This window comes from Synechococcus sp. R8-2 (assembly GCF_047461715.1).
Lineage (GTDB): Bacteria > Cyanobacteriota > Cyanobacteriia > Thermostichales > Thermostichaceae > Thermostichus.
Genome location: NZ_JANSHQ010000131.1, coordinates 1 through 3,721 on the forward strand (window position 1 = coordinate 1; position 3,721 = coordinate 3,721).

The window sequence follows — 3,721 nt, forward strand, 5'->3', positions numbered from 1 at the left end:
GGCGCATCCGCCCAAACCGCAGCTGCCTTGATCCTTGAAGGTTACCGGCGGGATCCAACCCTGACATCTACCCATCTCCTGCTTTTTTGCCAAGCGTTCCTTTTGCCAATCATTTAAGATACAGCCACTACTGCGCAGAGCTAAATTGTCTTTTCCCCTTTCCCCTTCAGATCCTGTTGGCAAGAGGGAGCCTTCCCGTGGGCCAGGCCATGAAGAACGGGAGCGGCCCTACTGGCTAGCTTGGGCCCGCATCAAAGGGATTGGCCCCCACCGCCTGAAACGGCTGGCGGAGTTTTTTGGATCCCTGGAGCGGGCTTGGCAAGCGGATGCCCCGGCCCTGCGGCAGGTGGAAGGCATTGGCCCCACCCTGGCCCAGGCTATTGTCTCTGCCCGTCCTGGCCTTGATCCCGAGCAGATCCTGGAGGAAACCCTCAAAGCGGGGATCCCCTTTCTCACGCCTGCAGATCCGGACTATCCGCCGCTGCTGTGGGAGGTGCCAGATCCCCCGCCCATTCTCTATGCCCTAGGAGAATGTCCCAATTGGCAACAGCCGGCTATTGCCATCGTCGGCACCCGCGCCCCTACGGCCTACGGTCGACAGTGGACCCAGAAAGTCAGCGCTGCCCTGGCGGAAGCTGGCTGTGTGGTGGTCTCGGGGCTGGCAACGGGGATCGACGGCATTGCCCACCAGGCCTGTCTGGATGCCGGCGGCAAGACGGTGGCCGTGGTGGGAACGGGGGTGGACAAAGTTTACCCAGCTCACCATCAAGCTCTCTACCGGCGCATCCTGGCCCAAGGGGCCATCCTCAGCGAATATCCCCCCGGCACGCCACCGGCCAAGGAGCATTTTCCCCAGCGCAACCGCATCATTGCCGGCCTCTGCCGCGCCACTTTGGTGATGGAGGCTCCGGAAACCTCGGGAGCGCTAATTACTGCTCACCTGGCCAACCACTACGGTCGGGAAGTGTATGCCCTGCCGGGGAACATCGACACGGCAGCAGCCCGCGGCTGCCTGCAGCTCATCCGCGACGGCGCCGGCATGATCCTGGGGATCGAGGAGCTGTTGAAAGACTTGGGCCTCCTCCAGGGATCCCCTGTGCTAAAGCAGCCCTCGTCCACTGGCCCCAGCGATCCCCAACAGCAACTGCTCTGGCAGCTGCTAGGGGAGGGCATCCTCAGCCTCGATGCCCTGGCCCAGGCTAGCCAGATGGATATTGCCACCCTTTCCAGTACCCTGCTGCTTATGGAATTGGAAGGCTGGCTGGTACAACTGCCGGGGATGCGCTACCAGCGGGCTCGCTGAGGCTGGATCCCTGCACTGCTTCTCCGATAGGAGCACGGCAAGCGGGATCCTCGTGGCGGGGGTTGTTCACATAGGTGCTGACCGGATAAGCCGCCATGGCTTCTGCTGGGTAGGGGCGGAGCAAGGGCAAAAGCAGCTTGGGATCCTGCACCTGGGGATCCAGCCAGAGGTCGTAGTCGTTTTCCGTCAAAATCACGGGCATCCGCTCGTGAAAAAGCTGCATCAGACGGTTGGCGGCAGTGTTGAGGATGGCACAGGTTTCCACCTCCACCCCCTCTGGACTGCGCCAGCGTTCCCAAATGCCGGCAAAGGCAAATACCGGTCGATCCAGCAGGTGAAACCAGTAGGGTTGTCTGCCCTTCTTGGCCGTACCTGAGTCGGCCCACTCGTAGAAACCATCGGCCGGGATCAAGCAGCGACGACGGCGGAAAGCTTCGCGGAAAGAAGGCTTCTCAGCTACTGTCTCAGCTCGGGCATTGATCCAGCCGGCCTGAGGAGCTCGGCTCCAGCTGGGGATCAAGCCCCAGCGAAAATGGGTTGCCTCGCGCTGAAGGGATCCCGCCACCACCGCCAGCACCGGCTGAGAAGGAGCGATGTTATACCGGGGGACAGCTGCCCTTTCTTGGGCTGCCGCCGGCAAGCCAAAATGCTGCCTCAGCACTTCTGGCGCCACTCCCAGGCTAAACCGTCCACACATGCTTGTCCCCCAAATGACCCACCGACAGGATCCCCTAAACCTTGGTGGAAATGCCCAGCAACTGCAGGATCCCGCGCAGGGGAATCTCCACCCACTCGGGGCGGTGGTTCAACTCATAGCCCAGCTCGTAAATGGCTTTTTCCAGCAGATAGGCGTCCAACAACACCTCTATCTCTTGCAGGCTGCGGGGCAAAAAAGCCGCTTGGGAAGCCACCTGCAGATATTCGGCCAAAAAGCCCGCGCAGACCCAGCGGTGCCAAAACTGGGCCCACCGCATCATGTCGGGGCAGTGGTCGGCGCAGACCAAGCCGCTCTCCAGTTGCTGGCGCAAAGCTGTGTGGACAGCATAGTGGAAGGATCGCAGCATCCCCGCCACATCCCGTAAGGGGCAACGCTTGAGACGCCGTTCGCCCAAAGAGCGGGCCGGCTCCCCTTCAAAGTCGATGATGACAAAGTCTTTGCCGGTAAACAGCACCTGGCCCAGGTGATAATCCCCGTGGCAGCGGGTACGCAGGGCGGTGATCTTCCGCTCCAGGATCAGGCGGAAGCGGCTCATGATTTCCCCTTCTTGGTCGCAAACAGCCCGAGCCAAGTTGGCCTCTGCTTCCGGCAGCTTGGGGAGCTGCTTATAAGGACTCCGTCCCGCTGACACGAACAGCAGCGGAAACACCTGCCCCACCAAGTTGCGCATGGACTGGTAAACGGAGCGCTGGTACAGGCTGGAGAAAGGCTCTGGGGCAAAGTCTTTGTTCTCCGTATCGGCAGCCAGGGCGATGTGCAGCTCGGCGGTGCGCTTGGCCAAGATCCGCACCGATTCTAGGTAGCTGCCGATGGTGGCGTAGGCCAGCTCCGGCAAGGGCTGTTGGGAAAGCTCCAAGAAGGATCCCTGCGGCACGGGCACGGGATCCACCTCTTGGTAGTGAACCAGCACCGCCTCAAAAAATTGCCCCAGGCTGTCCAGGGTGTAGTGCCAGGCATCTCCCTCGTTGGGGATGTACTCCTGCAAAATGGCCAGGGTAATGGGCTGATCGGCGGGATCAAACCCACGGGCCCCGCGACGACGGCGATACTCCAGGGATCCCAGCAGCCGTGGCACCCGCACCTGGGGATGGTGCTCCAGCAGGTAGCGGCCTATCTCCAGCTCTGGGTTTACCCCCTCGGCCACCCGGTGGTAGAGCTTGAGGAGGTAGTGGTTGCCATAGACAACGGAGGCGTAGCTCTGCTCCGCCTTGAGGAGGCGGGGTTCCAGGTCATGCTCAAGGGCAGCAAAGCTAGTGGCCCAGAGCTCTCCCTGACGGTGACGCAGGCGGCCCTGCTGGGCAATTAGCTGCAGCAGCCGCAGCAAGAAGCTTTTGTCAGCCAGAGCGTTGAAAATTACTCCCGCCGGCCCTCCGGCCACTTGCACAGGGAGGATGACCGCCTGGGGCATCTCTAGGCGCAGGTGTACGGCTGCTTCTTGGGTGGCATAGCCCACAGGGAGAGAGTAGAGCTGCGTATCGCCCTCGATAAACTCGGCCTGGAGAAGCAAGATCTGGCTGCCCAGCAAGGACTCCTCTTCTCGGCGGCAGGGGATAGCCTGCAGGATATGGATCGCCTGGAGCTGGCGGTTTTGGGAGCCAAACCAACGACAGCGGTAGAGGTAGTCCGCCAAGACTGCCTCCAGCTGCTTTTGGCTTTCCCCTTGCAAGAGACTGTCCCAACTACCACTTTGAACAACCAGA

3 protein-coding genes are annotated in these 3,721 nt (G+C 61.4%); 1 reads left to right on the forward strand and 2 read right to left on the reverse strand.

The genetic code is table 11. The features are described 5' to 3' along the window. The first annotated feature begins 145 nt into the window (after positions 1–145). A complete protein-coding gene (gene dprA, locus NW819_RS03755; RefSeq protein WP_011432322.1) occupies positions 146–1,303 on the forward strand; it encodes a DNA-processing protein DprA in 1,158 nt (385 codons plus the stop codon). On the opposite strand, the gene NW819_RS03760 is transcribed toward dprA, so the two are convergent. Both NW819_RS03760 and NW819_RS03765 read right to left on the reverse strand, forming a co-directional pair. Next, the gene (locus NW819_RS03760; protein ID WP_414412929.1) at positions 1,242–2,000 is read right to left on the reverse strand and encodes an SOS response-associated peptidase; all 759 of its coding nucleotides are present in this window, start codon (positions 1,998–2,000) and stop codon (positions 1,242–1,244) included. The genes dprA and NW819_RS03760 overlap by 62 nt on opposite strands. 34 nt (positions 2,001–2,034) lie before the next feature. Further along, on the reverse strand, positions 2,035–3,721 hold a 1,687-nt coding region (locus NW819_RS03765), incomplete at its 5' end, for a putative maltokinase (RefSeq protein WP_414412930.1).

Bases quoted from the DNA above. Each gene is read 5' to 3' on its own strand.
- NW819_RS03760 (WP_414412929.1), bottom strand. From the start codon at position 2,000: ATGTGTGGACGGTTTAGCCTGGGAGTGGCGCCAGAAGTGCTGAGGCAG.